Source organism: Pseudomonas sp. R2-60-08W (assembly GCF_003852335.1).
Taxonomy (GTDB): Bacteria; Pseudomonadota; Gammaproteobacteria; order Pseudomonadales; family Pseudomonadaceae; genus Aquipseudomonas.
Genome location: NZ_CP027731.1, coordinates 3,049,616 through 3,070,216 on the forward strand (window position 1 = coordinate 3,049,616; position 20,601 = coordinate 3,070,216).

The window sequence follows — 20,601 nt, forward strand, 5'->3', positions numbered from 1 at the left end:
AGTTTGCGGATCTGCGCGGATACCTTAAGCTGGGCGTCTTTTGCCTGCCCGGGACACCCATGCCTCAACGTATTGCCCACCTCGCCTTGCTGCTGGGGTTGATCACCGCCATCGGCCCGTTCGCCATCGACAGCTACCTCCCCGCCCTCCCCACCCTGGGCGCCAGCCTGCAGGCGTCGCCCGCCGCCGTGCAGATGAGCCTCACGGTATTTTTCATGATCATCGGCGTGTGCCAGTTGTTCTACGGGCCGCTCAGCGATGTGTATGGGCGCAAGCCGCCGATCTATGCCGGCCTGGTAATTTTCGCCGTGGCCAGCGTCGGTTGCGCACTGGCGCCGACCATTGAAGTGCTGATCGGGTTTCGCGCCCTGCAAGCGTTTGGCGCGTGCGCCGGCATGGTCATCCCGCGAGCGATCGTGCGCGACCTCTATACCGGCCATCAGGCCGCGCGCTTGATGGCGTTGCTGATGCTGGTGATGAGTGTGTCGCCGATCCTCGCGCCCCTGGCCGGCAGTGTGGTGATTTCACTCTGGAGCTGGCGCGAGGTGTTCGCCGTGCTGGCGGTGGTGGCCGTGCTGTGCCTGGTGATGACCGTTGTACAACTGCCCGAAACCCACCCGGCCGAGCGGCGCCTGGGCAAAACCCTGGGCGGTGCGATCCGCAGCTACGGCGCGCTGCTGCGCGATCCGGTGTTTATTGGCCTGGCGGTGGTCAGTGGTTTTGGCCTGGCCACGTTCTTTGTGTTTATCGGCAGCGCGCCGTTCGTGTATATCCAGTATTTCGGCTTGACGCCAACCCAGTTCAGCCTGTGCTTTGCCGTCAACGCCGCCTCGTTTTTCGCCATGAGCCAACTGACAGCCCGCCTGAGCGCGCGCTTTGGCCTGGCACCGTTGATTCGCTGGTCGGTAACTGCCGTGGCGGCCGTGATGGCGTTGCTGGCGGCCACCACGCTGTGGGGCGATAGCCTGGCGTTGATGATGACCCTGCTGTTTGTTGGCTTCGGTTTTCTCGGCCTGTTGTTGCCGGCCGCAGGAGTCTTGTCGCTGGAGGATCACGGTGCGGTGGCAGGGTCGGCGTCGGCGTTGTTGGGCGCGATTCAGATGGTCACCGCCGCTGTTTCAATGACGCTGGTGGGGCTGTTCGCCGACCATACGCCGGCGCCGATGCTGGTGGGCATCGCGCTGTGCGCGGCCGCCGCCCTGCTCACGGTGATATGGACGCTGCGCCGCTTGCCGCCGCACCTGGCGAGTGCTTGAACCTTACAAATCGAAGCGATCTACCGCGCGCCGCCGCTCATTGTCGTCACGCACGTCATAGCTGGCGGTGGTCTGGATGTTGGTGTGATGGGCCAGCTTCTGCGCGATCGACAGGTCATGCTCCTCGATCACCCGGGTAATGAACGAGCGGCGAAAATCATGGGGCATGATCTTCACGCCCACCTGGTCCCCACGCTGGCGCGCGATGTAGTAAATCGCGTGCTTGGTGATGCGTTCACGGGTGATATGGCTGCCGCGACGGATACGGTTGAACAGGAACGGGTCGTCCTGTTCGCCCTCCTTGAGTTGCCCGCGACGAAACTCCAGCCAGGCTTGGAGCTTGGCGAAAGCCCAGTCTGGCGCGTACTTGATCAGCTCTTTATTGCCCTTGCCGATCACGCGCAAGCTGCGCTGTTCAAAATCGATCTGCGCCAGGTCAAGGTTGACCGACTCCGATTTGCGCATGCCCGAGCCGTACAGGATGCCGATCACGGCGGCATCGCGCAGGCCTTGCGGGCGCGGGTCGGCGGCGCAGACCTCCATCATTTCGCGGATCAACGTGCGGCGCAGGTTACGCCCCTGCCCCAGGCGCGTACCGGACGCGGCCTTGACCGAGCGCATCTTCAACAAGTGTTCCTGGCTGATCAGGCTCATCCGCCATGCTTCGTTCATCACCCCGCGCACGGCATTCACATACAGCGACGAGGTGTTCGGCGCATAGCCGTCTTCGCGCAACGCAGCAACCAGGGCGATTACCTGTTCGGGCTGCAGCAGGTGCCAGTCGATGTCTTCAAGGTTGACGTCTTCAAAGCCCAGGCGGTCGGCGGCGTCCTGCAGCACGTAGCGCATGGTCAGCTGGCTGGAAGGCGCCAGGCGGGTGAGGTAGAGGGTCAGCGGGTTGCGGATGGACTCAGTCAAGGTAGATCAGCCTTTGGATTAAATATCACGAGCAATCTATTGATTAATCGCGATATTTATTGAATTGGCGAGGGCCGAGTCTAGCGCAGTCTTGGCACTGCCATCAAATCACGGCGCCACGTCATCCTCTTGCGTGGGCTGCTGGGGTTGGGTCTGGGACTGGCTCCAGTCGGCGTCCTGTTTTTTCATCAGCGCAAACCAGTGCTGACGCATGAACGCCAGGTAGCTGTCCGGTGCCTTGGCAAAATCCTTCTCGTCGCCATAGCAGCCCGGCAGCGGTAGCTCGGTGCCCTGCTCTTTGTACTGGCTGACCAGAGCCTGCTGCGCGGCAACGCTGCAATCGGTCGGCAACGGCATGCCGCGCAGGGCGCCGGCGTCTTCGTCCCACCAGGCTGCGCCGAAACGGTCGACGCCGCGCAGGCGATACTTCTCGGATTTGCCGGCATGCATGATCAGCTTGAATTCATTGGGGCTCACGTCGCTGGTGCAGGTGCGCGAGTAGCCGACAGTCGCCTGGGTCGTGCCGTCACCCAAAAGGTCGGTGACTCGGGTGGCTGCCGTGTCAAAGTGCAGCCCGGCGTCGAACTCGCACTGGCGCACATCGTCGTAAAGCATCCACACGCGCTTGGGATGCTCGCCGGCCAGCAGGTACTGGGCCGCGTAGACAAAGGCCGACTGGGTGCCATCGTCGTCCCGCTCGCTGACCTGTTCGGCCAGCACCAGCAGGTTCTTGCCCTGGCGGTCGTCCCAGGTATAGGCAGCGACCTGCTTGCCGCGTACTTCGACGCCTTCCGGCACCTGGTCAATGCTCGCCAGGGCTACGCCCTCATCGGCCCGCACGGTGGTGACACAGGCGACGCACACTAACAATCCGATCAACACCGGCCGCAACTGGCCGCGTAAAAGCTGCACGCTATTCATCCGAGTACCCTGGCAAGAGATGGCTTACTTTACCGGCACTTGAAGGGCAATGCAGAGAAGATTGTTGAATAGAGGCAGTGCAGCCATCACGGGCGCCGCTCACCTGAACCAAATACGTGCCAGCCCGTTCCTATTCGGCTGAACATTCACAAGGTTTAACACCTTGGCCACATAGCTGAACACTGGCTGTCTACCTGTCAAATAAACGAGTTTTTCATCCGCCTTTCATATTCGTTGAACATTTTTGCGCTTAACCTTATAGGCATCACTTCAGAACAATCCGGGGTTTATCGACTAACCTGTTGATTACACTTTATCTTTAGCGCCGTTTTGTCATCTGCGGGCCGTAGTTTCGCCCACTAATCGCTGCTGTTTTCGCGCTCCAAGTTGCTCCAGCCGAGGTTATTAATCTTTGAAACCCTACCCTATTCATTGCGTATCGATCGTTATTCCGGTCTATAACGAGCAAGAGAGCCTGCCTGAGTTGCTGCGCCGCACCACGGCCGCTTGCCAACAGCTGGCCTACGACTACGAAATCATCCTGGTGGATGACGGTAGCCGCGACAATTCGGCGCAATTGCTCGAAGACGCCGCCGCCGAAGATGGCAGCAAGGTGGTGGCGGTGATTCTCAACCGTAACTATGGCCAGCACGCCGCGATCATGGCGGGTTTCGAACAGTGCCGCGGCGAAGTGGTGATTACCCTCGACGCCGACCTGCAAAACCCGCCGGAAGAAATCCCGCGCCTGGTGGAACAAGCCGCCCTGGGCTACGACGTGGTCGCCACGGTGCGTAACAACCGCCAGGATTCAGCGTTCCGCCGCTGGCCTTCGCGCTTGATCAACCTGGCCGTGCAGCGCTCCACCGGCGTGGCCATGACCGATTACGGCTGCATGCTGCGCGCCTACCGCCGCACCATCGTCGACGCGATGCTGGCCTGCCGCGAACGCAGCACCTTTATCCCGATCCTGGCCAACGGCTTCGCCCGTCACACCACGGAGATCCTGGTGCACCACGCCGAGCGTGAACACGGCGAATCCAAATACAGCGCCATGCGCCTGATCAGCCTGATGTTCGACCTGCTCACCTGCATGACCACCACGCCGTTGCGCCTGCTCTCCATCGTCGGGTTCAGCCTGGCGGCGCTGGGCGTGCTGTTTGCCTTCGCGCTGATCGTCATGCGCCTGGCCTTCGGCGCCACTTGGGCGGGCGACGGCCTGTTCGTGCTGTTTGCGGTGCTGTTCGTGTTCACCGGTGGCCAGTTCATCGGCATGGGTCTGCTGGGCGAATACCTGGGCCGTATGTACAGCGATGTGCGCGCCCGCCCGCGTTTCTTCATTGAAAAAGTGCTGCGCAACCAACCGGCAGCACCGGCTCCCGTGGTCGTCGTCGATGGCCTGGTGTCTTCCCATACTTCTACTTCTTCTTCCGATCAGGTTCAGTCATGAGTTCAAAAGCCGTTGTATTCGCCTACCACGATATTGGCTGTGCGGGTATCGAAGCCCTGCTGGCTGCGGGCTACGACATTGCCGCCGTGTTCACCCATGCCGATGACCCCAAGGAAAACAACTTCTACGGCTCCGTCGCCCAGCTGTGCGCCCGCAACGGTATCCCGGTGCACGCCCCGGAAGACGCGAACCATCCGCTGTGGGTCGAACGCATCGCCAAGCTGAACCCGGATTTCATCTTCTCGTTTTACTACCGCAACCTGCTCAGCGAACCGCTGCTGGCCCTCGCCCGCCAAGGCGCGTTCAACCTGCATGGTTCGCTGCTGCCCAAATACCGTGGCCGCGCGCCAGCCAACTGGGTGCTGGTCAACGGCGAAACCGAAACCGGCGTGACCCTGCACCGCATGGTCAAGCGTGCCGATGCCGGCGCGATCCTGGCCCAACACAAAGTCAGCATCGAGCGCAGCGACACCGGGCTGAGCCTGCACGCCAAGCTGCGAGAGGCCGCCAGCCACCTGCTGCGCGACGCCCTGCCGCAACTGGCCCAAGGCAAACTGGCTGAAACTGCCCAGGACGAAAGCCAGGCCACCTGCTTCGGCCGCCGTACCGCCGCCGATGGCAAGATCGACTGGAACAAGCCCGCCGAAGAACTGTTCAACCTGGTGCGCGCCGTGACTCAGCCTTACCCTGGCGCCTTCTGCGCGGTGGGCGAGCACAAACTCATCGTTTGGCAGGCGGAAGTGGCCCAGGGCAACGAAGGCCTGGCGCCGGGCCGGGTGATCAGCGTCAATCCGCTGCGCATCGCCTGCGGTGAAGACTCGCTGGTGATCAAGTTCGGCCAGCGCAACGACAACGGCCTGTACCTGGCCGGCCCGTCCCTGGCCGATGAACTGGGCCTGGTGGACGGCTCCGTGCTGCGCGGCGCCGAGTCGGGCCGCAAGCCACGCCGCACCCGCGTGCTGATCCTGGGCGTGAACGGCTTTATCGGTAACCACCTGTCCGAGCGCCTGTTGCGTGACGACCGCTATGAAGTCTACGGCCTGGATATCGGCTCCGACGCCATCGAGCGCCTGCGCAGCCACCCCAACTTCCACTATGTGGAAGGCGATATCAGCATTCACACCGAGTGGATCGAGTACCACATCAAGAAGTGCGACGTGGTGCTGCCGCTGGTGGCCATCGCCACGCCGATCGAATACACCCGCAACCCGCTGCGCGTGTTCGAGCTGGATTTTGAAGAAAACCTCAAGCTGGTGCGCTACTGCGTCAAGTACAACAAGCGCGTGATCTTCCCCTCGACCTCCGAAGTCTATGGCATGTGCCAGGACCAGTACTTCGACGAAGACACCTCCAACCTGGTGGTGGGCCCGGTCAACAAGCAACGCTGGATCTACTCGGTCTCCAAGCAACTGCTCGACCGCGTGATCTGGGCCTACGGCGACAAGGGCCTCAAATTTACCCTGTTCCGTCCGTTCAACTGGATGGGCCCGCGCCTGGACCGCCTCGACTCGGCGCGTATCGGCAGCTCCCGCGCCATCACCCAGTTGATCCTGAACCTGGTGGAAGGCACGCCGATTCGCCTGTTCGACGGTGGCGAGCAGAAGCGTTGCTTCACCGACATCGCCGACGGCATCGAAGCCCTGGCGCGCATCATCGATAACGACAAGGGCGTCTGTGACGGCCAGATCATCAATATCGGCAACCCGGAAAACGAAGCCAGCATCCGTCAGTTGGGCGAAGAGCTGCTGCGTCAGTTCGAAGCGCACCCGCTGCGCGGCAACTTCCCGCCGTTCGCCGGTTTTCGCGACGTGGAAAGCAAGGCGTTCTACGGCACCGGTTACCAGGACGTTGCACACCGCAAGCCGAGCATCGAGAACGCCAAGCGCCTGTTGAACTGGGAGCCGACCGTGGCAATGAGCGAGACCATCGGCAACACGCTGGACTTCTTCCTGCGTGAAGCAATGCTTGAAATAGCGGATAAAAAGTAATGAAGGCAGGCCTGCGCATCGACGTCGACACCTACCGAGGCACCCGTGAAGGCGTGCCACGGCTGCTCGAGTCCCTGGACGAAGCCGGGATTAAAGCGACGTTCTTCTTCAGCGTCGGGCCGGACAACATGGGGCGCCACTTGTGGCGCCTGATCCGCCCGCAGTTCCTGTGGAAAATGCTGCGTTCCAATGCCGCTGGCCTGTATGGCTGGGACATCCTGCTGGCCGGCACCGCCTGGCCGGGCAAGCCGATTGGCCGTGACCTGGGGCACTTGATGCGCCAGGCCAAGGCCGCCGGGCATGAAGTTGGCCTGCACGCGTGGGACCACCACGGCTGGCAGGCCAATACCGGGCGTTGGAGCGACGCACAGCTGGTCGAGCAGATCCGGCGCGGTGTGGATACCTTGAGCGATATCTTGGGTGAGCGGATCGACTGTTCAGCGGCCGCCGGTTGGCGCGCCGACGAGCGCGTGGTGCAAGCCAAACAAGCCTTCAACTTTCGCTACAACAGCGATTGCCGGGGCACCAGCCTGTTTCGACCGACCCTGGCCGATGGCAGCGCGGGCACCCCACAAATTCCGGTAGACCTGCCGACCTTCGACGAAGTCGTCGGGCCGGTAGTGGCTGCCAAGGACTTCAACACGTTCATCCTTGACCGGTTCAACGCGTCGAAGCTGAACGTCTACACCATTCACGCAGAAGTAGAAGGGATTCTGATGGCCCAGGATTTTCGCCAGTTGCTCGCCCAGGCAGGGCAGCGCGGCATTGATTTCCAACCCCTGAGCGCGTTATTGCCTGCGGATGTGACCACCCTGCCCCAGCAACAGCTGGTGCGCGGCGCATTGAGCGGCCGCGAAGGTTGGCTCGGAGTGCAGCAGGCATGATCCGCCGCTGGGCATTGCCCTTGCTCCTGTTGGCGTTTGGCGTGTTTTACCTGTTACCACTGGCCACCCACGGCCTGTGGATTCCGGATGAAACCCGCTATGCGCAGATCAGCCAGGAAATGCTGCTGACCGGCAAGTGGGCCGCGCCGCACTTCATGGGCATTCGCTATTTCGAGAAGCCGGCGGCGGGCTACTGGATGATCGCGCTGGGCCAGGCGATCTTCGGCCAGAACCTCTTCGGGGTGCGCTTTGCGTCGGCCTTGAGCACCGGCTTGAGCATCCTGCTGGTTTACCTGATGTCCCGCCGGTTGTGGAACGACCCGCAGAAAAGCCTGATCAGCAGCGTGCTGTACATGAGTTTCGTCAGCGTGGCGATGCTCGGCGGCTACGCCAACCTGGACCCGCAGTTCACCTTCTGGGTCAACCTCACAGGCGTTGCCTTGTGGTTCTGCTTCCACAGCCGCACGCAGCGGGCCAGGTTGTGGTCCTGGGCCGTGCTGGGCCTGGCCTGTGGCATGGGCTTCATGACCAAAGGGTTCCTGGCGTGGTTGCTGCCGGTGTTGATCGCCCTGCCCTACGCCCTCTGGCAGAAACGTTCGATGGAACTGTTCAAGTACGGCCCGGTGGCAGTGGCTGCGGCGATCCTGGTCAGCTTGCCATGGGCCCTGGCCGTGCACCTGCAAGAGCCGGATTACTGGCACTTCTTCTTCTGGCATGAGCATATCCAGCGCTTTGCCGGTGAAGACGCGCAGCACGCCGAGCCGTTCTGGTATTACCTGCCGTTGCTGGTGGCGTTCACACTGCCCTGGGTTGCGCTGCTGCCGTCCAGCCTCAAACAGGCGTGGCTGGACCGGCGCCTGCCGAACACCGCGTTCCTGCTGCTGTGGCTGCTGATGCCCCTGGCCTTTTTCAGCCTGGCCAAAGGCAAACTGCCCGCCTACATCATGCCGTGCCTGCTGCCCCTGGCCTTGCTGATGGGGTCGACCTTGAGTGACAAACTCGCTCAAGGCCGTGGCCGCATGATGCGTATCAACGGCTGCCTGAACCTGGTCATCGGCGTGCTCGCCCTGTTGGCAATCATCTGGTTCCAGTGGAAGAAACCGGTGTACGAACCCGGTGAAGAAACCCTCAGCCTGGTGCTGCTGTTTACCTGCCTGTTCGGCTGGATCCTGGCCAACCTGTTTCAGGCGGCGCGCCCGTTGACACTGTGGGCCGCGCCGCTGATCGGCAGTGCCTTGCTGGTTGCCCTGGTGCCCGCCGCACTGCCCCATTCGGTGGTTTATAACAAGACCCCGGACCAGTTCATCATCGATCATGCCGAAGAACTCAAGCCTTCCATTGCGCTGTTGAGCAACGACCTGGGCGCCTCCGCTGCGCTGTCGTGGCGCCTGAAACGGCCCGACATCACGCTCTACAACACCTCTGGCGAGGTGAAATACGGCCTGGCTTATGCGGACACCGCCCAGCGTCTGGTCGACCGCAATCGAATCCAGGCCTGGATGGCCGAAACCCGCCGCAGCGGCGCCGTCGGCGTGGTGATGCGCGTCAACAGCCAGGGCGAAAAGGAAGAACTCGCCCTACTGCCTGCGGACGGCAAGCGCTATGCGCAGGGCAATATCGTGATCCTGATTTTCCCGCAGGTCGCGCAATGATCACCCTGCTTCTATTACTCAGCGCCTGCCTGCTCACATGCGCGGGCCAGGTCTCGCAGAAATTTGCCGTGGAAAGCTGGCGTGAATTGCCCGACGGTTGGGCGCTGAAGCTGCGCTCACCCTGGCTGTGGTCGGCGCTGGTGTGCCTGGGCCTGGGTTTGCTGGTGTGGCTGTTGGTGTTGCAGCGCCTGGAAGTGGGCATCGCCTACCCCATGCTCAGCCTGAATTTTGTAGTGGTCACGCTGATGGCGCGCTTTGTGTTTGCTGAACACATCGATGGCCGCCACTGGCTGGGCGTGGTGCTGATCATTGCAGGCGTTGTGCTGCTGGGGCGCCAGGTATGAGCCGGATGCGCGGTTTCGCCCTGGCCCTGGGCAGCGTCGGCCTGGTCAGCGCGGCCCAATTGGGCATGCGCTGGAGCATGACGCGCCTGCCGTTGCCGGATGCGTGGCTGAGCGCCTTGAGCAGCGCCAGCATCGACCTGAGCGCCCTGGGCGTGGTGGTCCTGGCGATCAGCGCCTATGCACTGTCGATGCTCTGCTGGCTCGGCGCGCTGAAGCACTTGCCCCTCGGGCGCGCTTACTCGCTGCTGAGCATCAGCTACGCGCTGGTGTACCTGCTGGCCGCCTGCCTGCCGGTATTCAACGAACACTTTTCGCTTGCAAAAACCCTGGGGGTGGCCTTGGTCATCCTCGGCGTACTGGTTATCAACTCTCGTCGTGCTAGCACCTCAAGTCCCAGGAATACCCCATGAAAATCAGTGTATTTGGTAGTGGTTATGTCGGCTTGGTACAGGCCACCGTATTAGCCGAAGTCGGTCACGATGTTATTTGCATGGACGTTGACCGGAGCAAGGTCGAGTCGCTGCAGAAAGGCCATGTGACGATCTTCGAGCCGGGCCTGGCGGCCATGGTCAAGGAAAACCTGGAAAGCGGACGCCTGCATTTCACCTACGACGAAAAACTCGCCGTCGAGCATGGTGAGGTGCTGTTCATTGCGGTGGGTACGCCGTCGGATGAGGACGGTTCGGCCGACCTCAAATACGTGTTGTCGGTGGGTGACGCGGTGGCGCGCCATCGCATGGCGCCGGTGATCCTGGTGGAAAAGTCCACTGTTCCCGTCGGCACCGGCGACACCCTGCGCGCGCATATCGAAAAAAACCTGCGCGCCGCCGGCCGTGAGCTGCAATTCGATATTGTCTCCAACCCGGAATTCCTCAAGGAAGGCTCGGCCGTGGCCGACTGCCGCCGCCCGGATCGCATCATCATTGGCTGCGAGCGCGAAGAAGTGCGGGAAGTGATGCGCGACCTGTACGCACCGTTCAACCGCAACCATGACCGCATTATCTTCATGGACCTGCGCAGCGCCGAACTGACCAAGTACGCCGCCAACTGCATGCTCGCCACCAAGATCAGCTTTATCAACCAGATCGCCGAGCTGGCCGAACACCTGGGCGCCGACATCGAAGCCGTGCGCCTGGGCATTGGCGCCGACTCGCGCATCGGCTACCACTTCATTTATCCCGGTTGCGGCTACGGCGGCTCCTGTTTCCCCAAAGACATGCGCGCTCTGATCCACAGCGCCAAGCAGGCCAACTGTTCCAGCGACCTGCTGGAAGCCGTGGAAGCGATCAACCAGCGCCAGAAAAGCAAGTTGTTCGAGCGCATCAACGCGTTCTTCAAGGGCGACCTGCGCGGCAAGACCTTCGCCCTGTGGGGCCTGGCCTTCAAGCCCAACACCGACGACATGCGTGACGCGCCGAGCCGCGTGCTGATGGAAGCCTTGTGGGCCGCCGGCGCCAATGTACGTGCGTTCGATCCCGAAGCCATGCAGGAAACCCAGCGCATCTATGGTGACGACCCACAATTGATGCTGATGGGCACGCCGGAATCCACCCTGGGCGGCGCCGATGCGCTGGTCGTCTGCACCGAGTGGCAGCAATTCAAGGCACCGGACTTCGACCTGATCCACCAGCGCCTGAAAACCCCGGTGATCTTCGACGGTCGCAACCTGTACGACGGCGAGAGCCTGACGCGCAAAGGCTTCAAATACTTCCCGATTGGCCGTGGTGACTCGTGCGAGTTGCCGATCCCCCAGCAAAACTGGGTGCAACAGGCCAAGGCAGGCTGATCAGTGCACAAGGTTCACCCGCCCCTGCTCACGCCAACGCTGAGCCGACAGTCACTGGGTCTGGGGCTGCTGGCGCTGCTGCTGTTCATCGCCGGCAGCTGGCACCAGGCGATTATCGGCTTCGACTCGCGCTTCGTGGTATTTGCCCAGGAGATGCTGCGCCATGGGCCGAGCTTCTTTCCCACCACCTACGGCCAGCCGTATGCTGACTACCTGGCCACCTCGACCCTGCTGACCTGGCTGCTCTCCCTGCCTATCGGCCAGGTCACCAGCTTCACGGCCTGGCTGCCCAGCGCTGTGGCTTCGGCGTCGATCGTAGTGCTGGTCTATCGGCTCACCGCGCCCTACTCCGTGCGCTGGGGCCTGCTGAGCATTGCAATGTTGCTGCTCAGCAGCACCTTTATCAGCCAAACCCGCGCCGTCTCCCTGGACCAGATGCTCGCGGCCGTGACCCTGGCGGTGTTCTACCTGGGGTATGCCCATGAGCATTTTGCTGCGGCCAAACGCCTGCACTGGGTGTTTGCGCTGTTGATGCTGGGTTTTGCGATTCGCGGGCCGATCGGCCTGGTGATTCCTACCGGGGTGCTGTGCAGCTATTACCTGATCAACCGTCAATGGCGTCAGTTGTTCAGCTTCGGGCTGTTGGCGCTGGCCTTGCTGGCAGCGTGTATCGGCCTGCTATTGCTGCTGGCCAAGCTCAGCGGTGGCGAAGACTTCATGCGTGAGGTGATTCGCATGCAGTTTCTGGGGCGCATGGATGGCAGCGAAGGCTCTGGCGGCGTGCTGTATTACTTCACCAGCTCCATAGGCAACTACGCCCTGGCCTATCCGGTGGCGCTGCTGGTGCTGCTGGCCGTGGTGAGCGGCGGCCGCCGAGCGCCAGACCCGGCGTTGAAGCTGGTGCTGTACTGCGCGGCGGCGGGTGTCTTGGTGATGCTTGGCTTGTCGGTGCCCCAGGCAAAAAAGGCGCGGTATATCCTGCCGATGCTGCCGATGGCGGCAATCATTGCCGCGTATCCGTTTCAGGTCGCACAAGGCCGTCTGTTCAGCGGGTTGCGCGGCTTGATGCTGGTGCTGTGGACGCTGCTGCCGGCGCTGTTGGCGGTGGGCCTGATCGTTGCGCGACGGCGTTACCCGCTACTGTTGGCCGATCTCGGGCCGATGTTTGGCGTACTGGCAGTGCTGCAGGTATTGGCGTTGCTGGCACTGTTCCGGGCTCGACTGCGCCCGGTCGGTCCGGCATTCGCCGCAGTCATGGCGATCTGGACGACTTACATCATGGTGGTCGAACCCTTGGAGCGCAGCCTTTACGACACCCGTACGTTCACCCTGGCGGCCAAGGAGCAGATCCTGCAACAACCGGCGCCATTGGTCTTGCATGCGTTGGGCAAAGACGCAAAAGCCATCAAGTTCATGGTCAACTTCAATTGCGACAAGGTTCCACTGTTTACCCAGTTGCCCGTCGAGCTCCAGCCTGTTCAGGCGCCCGCCTGGCTGGTGATGAGCCAGGCCGACTTTAACAGCCTGACTGACCCACGCTTGCGTGCGCTCACGCCGACGCTCACCGGGGCGTTCGATATGACCCCCTACGTGTTGTTGCACCTGAAGAAAAAAGCACCTCTTTGAGTGTGTTTGCAGCCGTCACGTAAGAAAAACGCCCGCTTATAAACCCCCTGGGCGTTTTTCATCATAATCACCGAGAAACCCCCTACAGTGCTTTGCGTAACGGCCGCTGAACTTCGCCTTCCGGTGCCCGGAGCCCAACTGTAGACTCGTTTGCAAGGGCATTAACTATCTACCACCCGTATCAAGGGCTGCCTGTAACAGCCCTGGTCAGGGAACCTGCATAACGACATAACAACAAGGAGGGCAATGCCGTGCGAGAGGATCGGTTATCTGTAGCCGCGCCGAGACTGGATCGGTTGAGGGGCTTACGTGACGCGCTGGTAGCGTTGAAGGGGCCGCTGGCCGACGAACCAGGCTTGCAGGCGAACCTGCAAAAACGCCTGTTCAATGAGGAAGTCGACAGCCTTGTACTGGGCAAGATCTGCACGCCCGCCGCCCATAACACCAATCGGATCTTCTTTGACGAAGCTCCTTAAGTACATAATTTTTGCATTCAACCCTCATTAATATGCATTGGCGCCGCTGCAACTCAGTTGGCACACTGTTTGGGTTCCTTCCCCCGATGTTGGAACTTTCAAGGGCTTTTCCGGGAAACCAGGCAGGCCTTTTTTTTCGCCCTCAGTTTCAGGACCCCTCTTCAATGCTCGCTCGCTGGTTACCTGCTGCCATCAATACCCGTCCTTCCGAATGGAGTCGCGCCGCCATCGGCATGGCCTTGGGCACACTGCTCAGTGTCTGGGTGTGTGCCCAGGTGTTCGGCATGGAAGTCGCCCTGCACCTGCTCGGCCCGCTGGGGGCGTCGGCGGTGCTGCTGTTTGCCGTGTCGTCGGGGGCGCTGGCACAACCCTGGTCGATCATGGGCAGCTATCTGTGTGCTGGCGTGGTGGCATTGCTCGTGGCGCGGGTGTTGGGACGCACCCTGGGCAGCGCTTGCCTGGCGGCGGGCATGACGGTCGTGCTGATCTGCTGGCTGCGCTGCCTGCATCCCCCGGCCGGTGGCCTGGCCATGACGCTGGTACTGGCCGACCCTGCCTCCATCGCCCTCGGCTGGCACGAACTGGCACCGGTCATGCTCGGCGCCGCTGCCCTGCTGGCGTGTGCGCTGGCCTACAACAATGCCACCCGCACGCGTTATCCCAAGGGACAAGCCGAACCGGTACCTGTCATGCTCGGCAGCGCGCCGGTGACCGACCCGGCCATCACCGCCGCCGACCTCAAGTTGGCATTGGCCGACATGGAGCAGTTCTTCGACGTCGAGCCCACGGAGCTGGAGCAATTGATTCATGCCGCCGAAGGCCATGCGCGACGGCGCAGTATCGGCGAAGTCCTGGCCAGTCGCGTGGTTTGATGCGGTGTGCATAAATGCAACAACGACCTGCATGATTCCGGGTTGTAGGCGGCAAATTTGCGCTGGTACGATCACGCGATAGTTCGCCCGCGAACATCTTGATAAAGAACAATAAAAGCAGGGAGTTAGTGATGACTGCTCAGGTGTCCTCCGAAGCACGCCACACCGATATTCAGCAGGAAGAAGTACTCAGTGAGGTGCGTAACCATATCGGTTACCTCACCCTCAACCGCCCCACCGGCTTGAATGCCATCACCCTGGAGATGGTGCGTCTGCTGACGACGCAGCTGCAGGCCTGGGCCGATGATCCGCTTGTCTATGCCGTGGTGCTGCGCGGTGCCGGCGACAAGGCCTTCTGTGCCGGCGGCGATATCCGTTCCCTGTACGATAGTTTCAAGCGTGGCGACACCCTGCATGAAGACTTCTTCGTCGAGGAATACGCGCTCGACCTGGCCATCCACCATTACCCCAAACCCGTGCTGGCCTTGATGGACGGCTTCGTGCTCGGCGGTGGTATGGGCCTGGTACAGGGCGCCGACCTGCGCGTCGTGACCGAGCGCAGCCGGCTGGCGATGCCGGAAGTGGCCATCGGCTATTTTCCGGATGTGGGTGGCAGCTACTTCCTGCCGCGTATTCCAGGCGAGCTGGGGATTTACCTCGGCGTCACCGGGGTGCAGATCCGTGCGGCGGACGCCCTGTACTGCGGCCTGGCCGATTGGTACCTCGACAGCGCCAAACTGACGGAGCTTGGGCACGCGCTCGACAGCCTGCAATGGCGCGACTCGCCCCTCAAGGACCTGCAAGGCGTGCTCGCCGGGCTGGCCCTACAACAACTGCCGGATGCGCCGCTGGCGGCCTTGCGCCCGGCCATCGACCATTTCTTCGCGCTGCCGGACGTGCCGAGCATGGTCGAGCAGCTACAGCAAGTCACCGTCGCCGACAGCCACCATTGGGCGCTGACTACCGTCGCCCTGATGCAGACCCGTTCGCCCCTGGCCATGGCCGTCACCCTGCAGATGCTGCGCCGTGGGCGCCACCTGCCGCTGGAACAGTGCTTTGCCCTGGAGCTGCATCTGGACCGCCAGTGGTTCGCACGCGGCGACCTGATTGAAGGGGTTCGCGCGTTGATCATCGATAAAGACAAGAACCCGCAGTGGAATCCGCCCACCCTGCAAGGGCTGGACGCCGACCATGTCGACAGCTTCTTTCACGACTTCAAGCAGATTGAGAAATAAGCCATGCAAGATCTTGAATATACTGAAGAACAAATGATGATCCGCGACATGGCGCGTGACTTTGCCCGAGGTGAAATCGCACCCCACGCCCAGGCCTGGGAAAAGGCCGGCTGGATCGACGACGCCCTGGTGGCCAAGATGGGCGAGCTGGGCCTGCTCGGCATGGTGGTGCCGGAAGAATGGGGCGGCACCTACGTGGATTACGTCGCCTATGCCCTGGCCGTGGAGGAAATTTCCGCCGGGGATGGCGCCACGGGCGCACTGATGAGTATCCATAATTCAGTGGGTTGCGGCCCACTCCTCAACTACGGCACAGAGGCGCAGAAACATACCTGGCTGGCCGCGCTTGCCAGCGGCCAGGCCATCGGTTGCTTCTGCCTGACCGAGCCCCAGGCCGGCTCTGAAGCCCATAATCTGCGCACCCGTGCCGAACTGCGCGATGGCCAGTGGGTGATCAACGGCGCCAAGCAGTTTGTCAGCAATGGCAAGCGCGCGAAGTTGGCCATTGTGTTCGCCGTGACCGACCCGGAGCTGGGCAAGAAAGGCCTTTCGGCATTCCTGGTCCCCACGGATACCCCGGGCTTCGTGGTCGACCGCACCGAACACAAGATGGGCATTCGCGCATCGGACACCTGCGCCGTCACCTTCAACCAATGCACGGTGCCCGAAGCCAACCTGCTGGGCGAGCGCGGCAAAGGCCTGGCCATCGCCCTGTCCAACCTGGAGGGTGGGCGCATCGGCATCGCCGCCCAGGCCCTGGGCATCGCGCGGGCCGCTTTTGAGGCGGCGCTGGCCTATGCCCGTGACCGGGTGCAGTTCGACAAGGCGATCATCGAACACCAGAGCGTGGCCAACCTGTTGGCCGACATGCAAACCCAACTGAACGCCGCACGCCTGCTGATCCTGCACGCCGCACGCCTGCGCAGCGCCGGCAAGCCGTGCCTGTCGGAAGCGTCACAGGCCAAGCTGTTTGCTTCGGAAATGGCTGAAAAGGTTTGCTCGAAAGCGATGCAGATTCATGGCGGGTATGGGTATCTGGAAGACTATCCGGTGGAGCGTTACTACCGGGATGCACGGATCACACAGATTTACGAAGGCACCAGCGAGATTCAGCGGATGGTGATTGCCAGGGAATTGAAGAATTATCAGCTCTGACTGATAAGGGTTTTATCGTTCCCACGCTCTGCGTGGGAATGCCACCTGGGACGCTCCGCGTCCCGCTAACGATGGCCACGGGTGACGCAGAGCGTCACGGGCTGCGTTCCCACGCGGAGCGTGGGAACGATCTTGACTCTCCACAGCTACTTGTCTTTGAACTCCGGTGCGCGCTTGGCCACGAACGCCGCCATCCCTTCCTTCTGATCCTGGGTCGCAAACGCTGCATGAAACACGCGGCGCTCAAAACGCACGCCTTCGGACAGGCTCACTTCAAACGCGCGGTTCACGCTTTCCTTGACCATCATGCTGATCGGCACCGATTTGCCGGCGATCAGCGTGGCCACTTTCAACGCTTCGTCCAGCAGCTCGTCAGCAGGCACGATGCGCGCAACGATGCCGCAACGTTCGGCTTCTACAGCGTCGATAAAGCGCCCGGTCAGGCACATTTCCATGGCCTTGGCCTTGCCCACCGCACGGGTAAGCCGCTGAGTACCGCCCATGCCCGGCAGCACGCCCAGGTTGATCTCGGGCTGACCGAACTTGGCGCTGTCACCGGCCAGGATAAAGTCGCACATCAGCGCCAGCTCGCAGCCACCACCGAGGGCGAAGCCGTTCACGGCGGCAATGATCGGCTTGCGGCGGTTGGCCACGCGGTCGCTGTCGCTGAACAGGTCGTCCAGGTAGATCTGCGGGTAGGTCAGCTCGGCCATTTCCTTGATGTCGGCTCCGGCGGCGAAGGCTTTCTTTGAGCCGGTCAGCACGATGCAGCCGATTTCCGGGTTGGCTTCCAGGCCATCCAGCGCCTGGTTCAACTCGCTGACCAGTTGGGCATTCAAGGCGTTCAGCGCCTGCGGGCGGTTGAGGGTAATCAGCCCGACGCGGCCTTGGACTTCGAGCAAAATGGTTTCATAACTCATGTATCGGCTCCTTAAAGATTGCGTGAGATGACCATGCGCTGGATATCGCTGGTGCCTTCGTAAATCTGGCAGACCCGCACATCGCGGTAGATCCGCTCCAGCGGGAAGTCGCTCAGGTAACCGTAACCGCCCAGGGTTTGCAAGGCGGCCGAACAGACTTTCTCGGCCATTTCCGAGGCGAACAGCTTGGCCATCGAGGCCTCGACCAAGGCCGGTTTGCCGCTGTCACGCAGGGCTGCCGCGTAATGGACCATCTGCCGGGCGACGGCAATTTGCGTGGCCATGTCGGCCAGGCGAAAGGCCACGGCCTGGTGTTCGATCAAGGCCTTGCCGAAGGTCTCACGCTCGCGGGCGTAGTCGCGGGCCGCTTCAAAGGCGGCGCGGGCCATGCCCACCGATTGCGCGGCAATGCCCACGCGTCCGCCTTCGAGGTTGGCCAGGGCGATCCTGTAGCCCTCGCCCTCCTCGCCCAGACGGTTGGCGACCGGCACCTTCATGTCTTCAAACAGGATCTGGCAGGTATCCGATGCGTGCTGTCCCAGCTTGTCCTCGACCCGCGCCACGGTATAGCCCGGCGAGTCGGTGGGAACGATAAACGCACTGATGCCGCGCTTGCCCGCCGCCGGGTCAGTGACCGCAAACACAATCACCACGCCGGCGTTTTGCCCGGAAGTGATGAATTGTTTGCAGCCGTTGAGCACGTAATGATCACCGTCAAGGCGTGCGCGGGTTTTAAGGCTGCTGGCGTCGGAACCGGCCTGGGGTTCGGTCAGCGCAAAGGCGCCGAGCATGGCCCCGCTGGCCAGGGGCTTGAGGAACTGGTCTTTCTGCTGGTCATTGCCAAATTTGAGGATCGGCACGCAACCCACCGAGTTATGCACGCTCATGATGGTCGAGCAAGCCCCGTCGCCGGCGGCGATTTCTTCCAGGGCCATGGCGTAGGCCAGGTAACCCGTGTCGCAGCCGCCCCATTGTTCCGGTACCAGCATGCCGAAAAAGCCCAGTTCGGCCATTTCACCGACGGCCTCCCTTGGAAAGCGATGCTCGCGGTCCCATTCGGCGGCGAACGGTTTCAGACGCTCCTGGGCAAACTGCCGGGCCGCGTCGCTGATTTGCAATTGTTCGTCATTAGGCAGCATGGTCAGTCCTTAATACAGGCATTCAACGGCCATGGCCGTGGCTTCACCACCGCCGATGCAGATGGCAGCGACCCCGCGTTTGAGGCCTTTCTGGCGCAGGGCCGAGAGCAAGGTCACTAGGATGCGCGCGCCCGAGGCGCCGATCGGATGGCCCAGGGCGCAGGCGCCGCCGTGCACGTTGACCTTGCTGTGGGGAATCTCCAGTTTGCTCATGGTCACCAGGCTGACCACCGCGAACGCTTCGTTGATCTCGAACAGGTCGACATCCGCCACGTTCCAGCCGGTTTTGCTCATCAACTTACGGATCGCGCCGACAGGCGCCACCGGAAACAGCCCCGGCTCATCGGCGAACGCCGCATGCCCATGAATCACCGCCAGCGGCTTGAGGCCGCGTTGCCGTGCATCGGACTCACGCATCAACAGCAGCGCCGCCGCGCCATCGGAGATCGAGCTGGAGTTGGCTGCGGTCACCGTGCCGCCGTCGCGGAAGGCCGGTTTGAGGCTGGCGATCTTGTCCAGCTTGGCCTTGGGCGGCTGTTCGTCATGCAGGATGGTTTTTTGCTCTTTGCCGACGGTGACCTGGACCGGGACTATTTCGGCGGCAAAACTGCCATGGGTGATGGCTTCCTGCGCACGCGTCAGCGAGGCAATCGCAAAGGCGTCCTGGGCTTGTCGGGTAAAACCGTTATGCTCGGCGCAATCTTCAGCAAAGGTGCCCATCAGGCGCCCCTTGTCGTAGGCGTCTTCCAGGCCGTCGAGGAACATGTGGTCGAGCACCTTGCCGTGGCCCATGCGATAGCCGCTGCGGGCGCGGTCGAGCAGGTACGGCGCGTTGGACATGCTCTCCATGCCGCCGGCAATCACCACGTCGACGCTGCCGGCGCGCAACGCATCGTGGGCCAGAATCGTCGCCTGCATGCCGGAACCGCACATCTTGTTGAGGGTGGTGCAGCGGGTGGCTTTGTCCAGCCCGGCGCCCAACGCTGCCTGGCGTGCCGGCGCCTGGCCGAGGCCGGCGGGCAGCACGCAGCCAAACAACACCTCATCCACGGCGTCGCTGGCGATACCCGCGCGCTCCACGGCCGCACGAATCGCGGCGGCGCCCAGTTGCGGTGCGGTCAGGCCCTTGAGGTCGCCCTGGAACCCGCCCATGGGCGTGCGCACGGCGCTGACGATAACGATAGGATCGTTCATGAAGAGACCTCCTTACTTGGCAGCCATACGCAAGGCACCGTCAAGACGGATCACCTCGCCATTGAGCATGCTGTTTTCAATGATATGCCGCACCAAGGCCGCATATTCGGCGGGTTTGCCCAGGCGCGGCGGAAACGGCACGCCGGCGGCAAGGGAATCGCGGACTTCCGGGGTCATGCCGGCCATCATCGGGGTTTCGAAAATGCCGGGCGCGATGGTCATCACCCGGATACCAAAACGCGCTAATTCCCGTGCGGCCGGCAGGGTGAGGCTGGCAATCGCGCCTTTGGAGGCGGCATACGCGGCTTGACCGATCTGCCCGTCGAACGCCGCCACCGAAGCGGTATTGATGATTACACCGCGTTCGCCATCGGCATCCGCAGGTGTTTCAGCGATAGCCGCTGCAGCCAGGCGCAGCAGGTTGAAGCTGCCGATCAGGTTGACGTTGATCACCTTGGCGAAGCTGGCCAGGCCGTGTGGGCCGTTTTTGCCGAGGATTTTCTCACCGCGCACCACACCGGCGCAGTTGACCAAGCCATGCAACCCGCCAAAGGCGGCAACGGCGGCGTGCACAGCCGCTTCGGCAGCGGCTTCCTGGCTGATATCCGCCACGGCGCTGCGGGCGTTATCGCCAAGTTGCCGGGCCTTGGCGGCGACGGCATCGGCGTTGAGGTCTACCAGCATGACCTTGGCACCCGCTGCGACCAGCATGTCGGCAGTGGCCGCACCGAGGCCCGAAGCGCCGCCGCTGACCAAAAATACCTTGTTTTCAATCTGCATCATGGTTT

At 62.2% G+C, this 20,601-nt stretch carries 19 protein-coding genes; 13 read left to right on the forward strand and 6 right to left on the reverse strand.

Annotation, left to right across the window (positions count from 1 at the left end; translation table 11 throughout):
• Positions 1–59 precede the first annotated feature (59 nt).
• On the forward strand, positions 60–1,256 hold the full coding sequence (locus tag C4J90_RS13785; protein ID WP_124420060.1) for a multidrug effflux MFS transporter: 1,197 nt from the start codon (positions 60–62) through the stop codon (positions 1,254–1,256).
• A gap of 3 nt (positions 1,257–1,259) precedes the next feature.
• Here the strand turns inward: C4J90_RS13785 and xerC are convergent, their stop codons facing one another.
• Complete coding sequence (gene xerC, locus C4J90_RS13790) at positions 1,260–2,174, reverse strand: tyrosine recombinase XerC (protein ID WP_124420061.1); 915 nt, start codon at positions 2,172–2,174, stop codon at positions 1,260–1,262.
• A 108-nt stretch (positions 2,175–2,282) separates the two neighbouring features.
• A complete protein-coding gene (locus tag C4J90_RS13795) occupies positions 2,283–3,095 on the reverse strand; it encodes a M949_RS01915 family surface polysaccharide biosynthesis protein (RefSeq protein ID WP_124420062.1) in 813 nt (270 codons plus the stop codon).
• A 412-nt stretch (positions 3,096–3,507) separates the two neighbouring features.
• Here C4J90_RS13795 and arnC point away from each other — a divergent pair, with 412 nt between their 5' ends.
• From arnC to C4J90_RS13855, 12 genes are all read left to right on the forward strand, one after another.
• A complete protein-coding gene (gene arnC / locus C4J90_RS13800; protein WP_124362926.1) occupies positions 3,508–4,542 on the forward strand; it encodes an undecaprenyl-phosphate 4-deoxy-4-formamido-L-arabinose transferase in 1,035 nt (344 codons plus the stop codon).
• Positions 4,539–6,530, forward strand: a complete 1,992-nt coding sequence (gene arnA / locus C4J90_RS13805) for a bifunctional UDP-4-amino-4-deoxy-L-arabinose formyltransferase/UDP-glucuronic acid oxidase ArnA (protein ID WP_124362927.1) — start codon at positions 4,539–4,541, stop codon at positions 6,528–6,530. The genes arnC and arnA overlap by 4 nt, the downstream gene beginning before the upstream one ends.
• Positions 6,530–7,414 (forward strand): 4-deoxy-4-formamido-L-arabinose-phosphoundecaprenol deformylase, encoded by an 885-nt coding sequence (gene arnD / locus C4J90_RS13810; protein WP_124420063.1) that lies wholly within the window; start codon positions 6,530–6,532, stop codon positions 7,412–7,414. The genes arnA and arnD overlap by 1 nt, the downstream gene beginning before the upstream one ends.
• Positions 7,411–9,066, forward strand: coding sequence for a lipid IV(A) 4-amino-4-deoxy-L-arabinosyltransferase (arnT, locus tag C4J90_RS13815; protein ID WP_124420064.1), 1,656 nt, complete (start codon positions 7,411–7,413; stop codon positions 9,064–9,066). The genes arnD and arnT overlap by 4 nt, the downstream gene beginning before the upstream one ends.
• Complete coding sequence (gene arnE, locus C4J90_RS13820; protein WP_124404218.1) at positions 9,063–9,410, forward strand: 4-amino-4-deoxy-L-arabinose-phosphoundecaprenol flippase subunit ArnE; 348 nt, start codon at positions 9,063–9,065, stop codon at positions 9,408–9,410. The genes arnT and arnE overlap by 4 nt, the downstream gene beginning before the upstream one ends.
• A complete protein-coding gene (arnF, locus tag C4J90_RS13825; protein ID WP_124420065.1) occupies positions 9,407–9,820 on the forward strand; it encodes a 4-amino-4-deoxy-L-arabinose-phosphoundecaprenol flippase subunit ArnF in 414 nt (137 codons plus the stop codon). The genes arnE and arnF overlap by 4 nt, the downstream gene beginning before the upstream one ends.
• Positions 9,817–11,196, forward strand: coding sequence for a UDP-glucose/GDP-mannose dehydrogenase family protein (locus C4J90_RS13830; RefSeq protein ID WP_124420066.1), 1,380 nt, complete (start codon positions 9,817–9,819; stop codon positions 11,194–11,196). The genes arnF and C4J90_RS13830 overlap by 4 nt, the downstream gene beginning before the upstream one ends.
• Before the next feature lie 3 nt (positions 11,197–11,199).
• Positions 11,200–12,822, forward strand: a complete 1,623-nt coding sequence (locus C4J90_RS13835) for a glycosyltransferase family 39 protein (RefSeq protein ID WP_124420067.1) — start codon at positions 11,200–11,202, stop codon at positions 12,820–12,822.
• Between the two features lie 296 nt (positions 12,823–13,118).
• Positions 13,119–13,298, forward strand: coding sequence for a hypothetical protein (locus C4J90_RS13840; RefSeq protein ID WP_124414750.1), 180 nt, complete (start codon positions 13,119–13,121; stop codon positions 13,296–13,298).
• 164 nt (positions 13,299–13,462) lie between these two features.
• Entirely contained in the window at positions 13,463–14,170 is a 708-nt protein-coding gene (locus tag C4J90_RS13845) for an HPP family protein (RefSeq protein ID WP_124362935.1), read from the forward strand.
• Between the two features lie 131 nt (positions 14,171–14,301).
• On the forward strand, positions 14,302–15,405 hold the full coding sequence (locus C4J90_RS13850; RefSeq protein ID WP_124420068.1) for an enoyl-CoA hydratase/isomerase family protein: 1,104 nt from the start codon (positions 14,302–14,304) through the stop codon (positions 15,403–15,405).
• 3 nt (positions 15,406–15,408) lie between these two features.
• Positions 15,409–16,560, forward strand: a complete 1,152-nt coding sequence (locus C4J90_RS13855; protein WP_124420069.1) for an acyl-CoA dehydrogenase family protein — start codon at positions 15,409–15,411, stop codon at positions 16,558–16,560.
• Positions 16,561–16,706: 146 nt separating this feature from the next.
• Here the strand turns inward: C4J90_RS13855 and C4J90_RS13860 are convergent, their stop codons facing one another.
• Genes C4J90_RS13860 through C4J90_RS13875 form a run of 4 tightly spaced genes read right to left on the reverse strand, consistent with a single transcriptional unit; the run spans position 16,707 to position 20,593 of the window.
• Positions 16,707–17,480 carry an enoyl-CoA hydratase gene (locus C4J90_RS13860; protein ID WP_092243611.1) on the reverse strand — a complete coding sequence of 258 codons (774 nt, stop codon included), beginning with the start codon at positions 17,478–17,480 and terminating at the stop codon, positions 16,707–16,709.
• Positions 17,481–17,491: 11 nt separating this feature from the next.
• Positions 17,492–18,619 (reverse strand): acyl-CoA dehydrogenase, encoded by a 1,128-nt coding sequence (locus C4J90_RS13865; protein ID WP_124414752.1) that lies wholly within the window; start codon positions 18,617–18,619, stop codon positions 17,492–17,494.
• A 9-nt stretch (positions 18,620–18,628) separates the two neighbouring features.
• A complete protein-coding gene (locus C4J90_RS13870) occupies positions 18,629–19,813 on the reverse strand; it encodes an acetyl-CoA C-acyltransferase (RefSeq protein ID WP_124407249.1) in 1,185 nt (394 codons plus the stop codon).
• Positions 19,814–19,825: 12 nt separating this feature from the next.
• A complete protein-coding gene (locus C4J90_RS13875; RefSeq protein WP_124420070.1) occupies positions 19,826–20,593 on the reverse strand; it encodes an SDR family NAD(P)-dependent oxidoreductase in 768 nt (255 codons plus the stop codon).
• Between the last annotated feature and the right edge of the window lie 8 nt (positions 20,594–20,601).

What these genes read in the sequence shown, in the direction of transcription:
- C4J90_RS13785 (WP_124420060.1), top strand. Translation starts at nt 60, where the DNA reads ATGCCTCAACGTATTGCCCACCTCGCCTTGCTGCTGGGGTTGATCACC.
- C4J90_RS13795 (WP_124420062.1), bottom strand. Translation starts at nt 3,095, where the DNA reads ATGAATAGCGTGCAGCTTTTACGCGGCCAGTTGCGGCCGGTGTTGATC.
- arnA (WP_124362927.1), top strand. Translation starts at nt 4,539, where the DNA reads ATGAGTTCAAAAGCCGTTGTATTCGCCTACCACGATATTGGCTGTGCG.
- arnD (WP_124420063.1), top strand. Translation starts at nt 6,530, where the DNA reads ATGAAGGCAGGCCTGCGCATCGACGTCGACACCTACCGAGGCACCCGT.
- arnT (WP_124420064.1), top strand. Translation starts at nt 7,411, where the DNA reads ATGATCCGCCGCTGGGCATTGCCCTTGCTCCTGTTGGCGTTTGGCGTG.
- arnE (WP_124404218.1), top strand. Translation starts at nt 9,063, where the DNA reads ATGATCACCCTGCTTCTATTACTCAGCGCCTGCCTGCTCACATGCGCG.
- arnF (WP_124420065.1), top strand. Translation starts at nt 9,407, where the DNA reads ATGAGCCGGATGCGCGGTTTCGCCCTGGCCCTGGGCAGCGTCGGCCTG.
- C4J90_RS13830 (WP_124420066.1), top strand. Translation starts at nt 9,817, where the DNA reads ATGAAAATCAGTGTATTTGGTAGTGGTTATGTCGGCTTGGTACAGGCC.
- C4J90_RS13845 (WP_124362935.1), top strand. Translation starts at nt 13,463, where the DNA reads ATGCTCGCTCGCTGGTTACCTGCTGCCATCAATACCCGTCCTTCCGAA.
- C4J90_RS13850 (WP_124420068.1), top strand. Translation starts at nt 14,302, where the DNA reads ATGACTGCTCAGGTGTCCTCCGAAGCACGCCACACCGATATTCAGCAG.
- C4J90_RS13855 (WP_124420069.1), top strand. Translation starts at nt 15,409, where the DNA reads ATGCAAGATCTTGAATATACTGAAGAACAAATGATGATCCGCGACATG.
- C4J90_RS13860 (WP_092243611.1), bottom strand. Translation starts at nt 17,480, where the DNA reads ATGAGTTATGAAACCATTTTGCTCGAAGTCCAAGGCCGCGTCGGGCTG.
- C4J90_RS13865 (WP_124414752.1), bottom strand. Translation starts at nt 18,619, where the DNA reads ATGCTGCCTAATGACGAACAATTGCAAATCAGCGACGCGGCCCGGCAG.
- C4J90_RS13870 (WP_124407249.1), bottom strand. Translation starts at nt 19,813, where the DNA reads ATGAACGATCCTATCGTTATCGTCAGCGCCGTGCGCACGCCCATGGGC.
- C4J90_RS13875 (WP_124420070.1), bottom strand. Translation starts at nt 20,593, where the DNA reads ATGCAGATTGAAAACAAGGTATTTTTGGTCAGCGGCGGCGCTTCGGGC.